This window comes from Rathayibacter sp. AY1F3, assembly GCF_002931975.1.
Taxonomy (GTDB): domain Bacteria; phylum Actinomycetota; class Actinomycetes; order Actinomycetales; family Microbacteriaceae; genus Rathayibacter.
Window position 1 is genome coordinate 1 of record NZ_PSVF01000063.1, and the last position, 3851, is coordinate 3851.

The following is a 3851-nucleotide window of genomic DNA, read 5'->3' on the forward strand; positions in this document are numbered from 1 at the left end:
GGGCGGCGGCCTGCGCGGGGTGGGCCGGGATCGCGGGCACCTCGGAGCCGATCGAGCCGGCTCCGGCCTGGACGGTGATGATCGCGGTGCCGACGTCGACCGTCTGGCCCTCGTCGACGAGCACGTCGACCACGGTGCCGCTGAACGGCGAGGGGAGCTCGACGAGCGACTTGGCGGTCTCGATCTCGACGAGGACCTGGTTGACGGCCACCTCGTCGCCGACCTTGACCTTCCAGGCCACGATCTCGGCCTCGGTGAGGCCCTCGCCGACGTCGGGGAGGAGGAACTGCTCTGTCATCGGGGGGACTCCTGTGGGCTCGTGCGGGCGGATGTCGCGCGCGTCAGTACGCGAGCGAGCGGTCGACGGCCTCGAGCACGCGGTCGACGTCGGGGAGGAAGAGCTTCTCGACCTTGGCGGGCGGGAAGGGGGTGTCGAAGCCGGCGACCCGGAGGACCGGCGCCTCCAGCGAGAAGAAGGCGCGCTCGGTGACGGTCGCCGCGATCTCGGAGCCGAGGCTCACGTTCGCGGACGCCTCCTGCGCGACGACGAGCCGACCGGTCCTGCGGACCGACGCGAGCAGCGGCTCCCAGTCGATCGGGGAGAGTGAGCGCAGGTCGACGACCTCGACGCTCGTGCCCTCCTCGCCGGCGAGCTCGGCGGCCTGGAGGAGGACGGCGACCATCGGGCCCCAGCCGACCAGCGTGACCTCCGTGCCCTGGCGGACGACGCGGCTGGCGTGCAGCGGCGCGGCGGAACCGCTGAGGTCGACGTCGCCCTTGGGCCAGTAGCGGCTCTTGGGCTCGAAGAACATGACGGGGTCGTCCGAGGCGATGGCCTCCTGGATCATCCAGTAGGCGTCGTTGGGAGTCGACGGGCTGACCGCGCGCAGGCCCGCGGTGTGCGCGAAGTACGCCTCGTTGCTCTCCTGGTGGTGCTCGACCGCTCCGATGTGCCCGCCGTAGGGCACGCGGATGACGACGGGCATGGTGATCGCGCCCTCGTGGCGATTGGTCATCTTGGCCAGCTGCGAGGTGATCTGGTCGAAGGCCGGGTAGATGAACCCGTCGAACTGGATCTCGCAGACCGGGCGGAAGCCGCGCATCGCGAGCCCGATCGCGGTGCCGACGATGCCGGACTCGGCGAGCGGCGTGTCGAGCACGCGCTTCGCCCCGAACTCGGCGTGCAGGCCCTCGGTGATGCGGAAGACGCCGCCCAGGGGGCCGATGTCCTCGCCCATCAGGAGGACGCGGTCGTCCTGCGTCATCGCGCGGCGGAGGCCGGCGTTGAGCGCCTTGGCCATGGACATGGACTCGAGCTGCGACCCGGTGAGGGGCGGCTGCGCGGCCGTCGTGCTGGTGTCGATCGTCATCACTCGCCTCCGAACGATTCTTCGTAGCGCTGCAGCCACGCCTTCTGCTCCTCGACGAGCACGTGCGGCTCCGAGTAGACGTGGTCGAACATGACGCCCGTGGGAGGGACCTCGAGGGCGAGGAGGCGGCGGCGGATGTCGGACGCGAAGTCCTTCGCCTCCTCGTCGACCTCGTCGAAGAAGGACTGCTCCACGCCCTCGCTCCGCAGGAACGCGGCGAAGCGGGTGATCGGGTCCTTCGCGACCCACGAGGCGAGCTCGTCGTCGGTGCGGTACTTCGTCGGGTCGTCGCTCGAGGTGTGCGCGCCGATCCGGTAAGTCAGCGCCTCGATGAACTGGGGACCGCCGCCGGAGCGCGCGTCCTGCAGGTGCTTGGCGGTGACCGCGTAGCTCGCGAGCACGTCGTTGCCGTCGATCTGCACACCGGGGATGCCGAAGCCGGAGGAGCGGAGGTAGAGGGGGCTGCGCGACTGCGTGGCCACGGGGACCGAGATCGCGTAGTGGTTGTTCTGGAGGAAGAAGACCTCGGGAGCCTGGTAGCTCGCGGCGAAGACCATCGCCTCGCTGACGTCGCCCTGGCTGGAGGCGCCGTCGCCGAAGTAGACGACGACGGCCGCGTCCTTCTCGGGGTCGCCCGTGCCGGTCGCTCCGTCGAGGGTGAGGCCCATCGCGTAGCCGGTCGCGTGCAGGGCCTGCGAGCCGAGCACCAGCGTGTAGAGGTGGAAGTTCCCGTTCGTCGGGTCGGTCGGGTCCCAGCCGCCGTGCGTCGTGCCGCGCAGGAGCGCGAGGACGCCGAGCAGGTCGATGCCGCGGATCTTGCCGACGACGTGCTCGCGGTAGGAGGGGAACACGTGGTCCTGCGGGCGCATCGCGAACGCGGAGCCGACCTGCGCCGCCTCCTGGCCGTGGCTCGGGACCCACAGTCCGAGCTGGCCCTGGCGCTGCAGGTTCGCGGCCTCGGTGTCGAAGCGGCGGACCACCGCCATCTCGCGGTAGAAGGAGCGGTGCTGCGCCTCGTCCACCCCGTCGAGGTAGGAGGCGTACTGCTCGGCCGCGGGGGTCGGCGAGAACCGCCCGTCCGCGGAGAGGAACTGGACAGTCGGCGACTCCGTGCTGGTGGCTACCACCCGACTAACCTATCCGTCTCGCGGGGTGGCCCTCGGGGAGGGAAGCCACAATCTCGGCCGCTGCGCTGAGGAGCTTGTCGACAGAGCGCGCCTCGCCGACGGAGACGCGGATCCCCTCCGGCGGGAACGCGCGGACCACGACCCCGGCGCGCTCGAAGACCTCGGCCGCCCGCGCCGTGTCCTCGCGGGTGTCGAACCAGAGGAAGTTCGCCTGCGACTCCGGGATCGTCCAGCCCTGGTCGAGCAGCGCCCGCCAGAGGTCGTCGCGGAGGCGGGTGATGCGGTGGACGCGCTCGAGGAGCTCCTCGCGGTGCTCGAGGGAGGCGACCGCCGCGGTCTCGGCGAACCGGGTGACCGAGAGCGGGATGGCGGTGGAGCGGGCGGCGTCGAGGATCCGCGCGTGGCCGATCGCGTAGCCGACGCGGAGGCCGGCGAGGCCGTACGCCTTGGAGAATGTGCGAGCGATCACGAGGTTCGGGTAGCGGCCGAGCAGGCGGGTGCCGTCCACGGCCCGCTCGTCGTCGACGAACTCGGCGTACGCCTCGTCGAGGAGCACGAGGACGTCTCCCGGGACGCGCTCGAGGAGCGCCTCGACGTCGTCGGCGGTCGCGACGGTGCCGGTGGGGTTGTTGGGGCTGCAGACGATCAGCAGGCGGGTGCGCTCGGTGACGGCCTGAGCCATGGCGTCGAGGTCGTGGGAGTCGTCGGCGCGGAGCGGCACGCGCACGCTGGTGGCGCCCGCGGTCGTGACGAGCGAGGGGTACGCCTCGAACGAGCGCCAGGCGTAGACGACCTCGTCGCCCGGGCCCGCCGCCGCGGTGATGAGCTGGGCGATGACCGCGACGGAGCCGGCTCCGACGATCACCTCCTCGATCGGGACGCCGTACTCCGCGGCGAGCGCTGTGCGCAGGGCGGTCGCCGCCGCGTCCGGGTACCGGTTGAAGTCGTCCACCTCGCGGACCCGCGCGAGCACGGAGGGCAGCGGGTCGAACGGGTTCTCGTTGGAGGAGAGCTTGAAGGCGTCGGCGGCGGCCGCGCGGCCCTGCTTGTAGGCGGGGAGCGCCAGGATCTCGGGGCGGAGGCGGACGGGAGGCTCCTGCTGGTCGGTCACCCGCCCCATGCTAGGCGGCGCGGCGGCGGGCGCCCCGCCGTTCCGCGCGCGCCGTCCCCCGCCCTCGACGGGCGTGCGCCGGGCCCCCTTCCCACCGGTCGAGCGCCGCCGGTGCGGCCCGGAGGGTGCGGCCGACCCGGGTCTCGGATGCGCGAACCGCCCCGCTGACCGGCGCCCACGGCGGCCGTCCCCCGATTAGGGTGCAGTGATGCGGAGTCGAGGGCGAGCCGAGCGGCGCGGGGG

General features: G+C 72.3%; 4 protein-coding genes. All 4 read right to left on the bottom strand.

The genetic code is table 11. The features are described from left to right. The coding region (locus tag C5C39_RS17055) for a biotin/lipoyl-containing protein (RefSeq protein WP_308471219.1) at nt 1–298 on the bottom strand (298 nt) is incomplete at its 3' end. Nucleotides 299–341: 43 nt separating this feature from the next. After that, nucleotides 342–1307 carry an alpha-ketoacid dehydrogenase subunit beta gene (locus C5C39_RS17060; RefSeq protein WP_181027250.1) on the bottom strand — a complete coding sequence of 322 codons (966 nt, stop codon included), beginning with the start codon at nt 1305–1307 and terminating at the stop codon, nt 342–344. Nucleotides 1308–1369: 62 nt separating this feature from the next. Then, entirely contained in the window at nt 1370–2497 is a 1128-nt protein-coding gene (locus tag C5C39_RS17065) for a thiamine pyrophosphate-dependent dehydrogenase E1 component subunit alpha (protein WP_104226633.1), read from the bottom strand. A 4-nt stretch (nt 2498–2501) separates the two neighbouring features. Beyond that, nucleotides 2502–3617 (bottom strand): histidinol-phosphate transaminase, encoded by a 1116-nt coding sequence (hisC, locus tag C5C39_RS17070; protein WP_104353944.1) that lies wholly within the window; start codon nt 3615–3617, stop codon nt 2502–2504. Nucleotides 3618–3851: the final 234 nt, after the last annotated feature.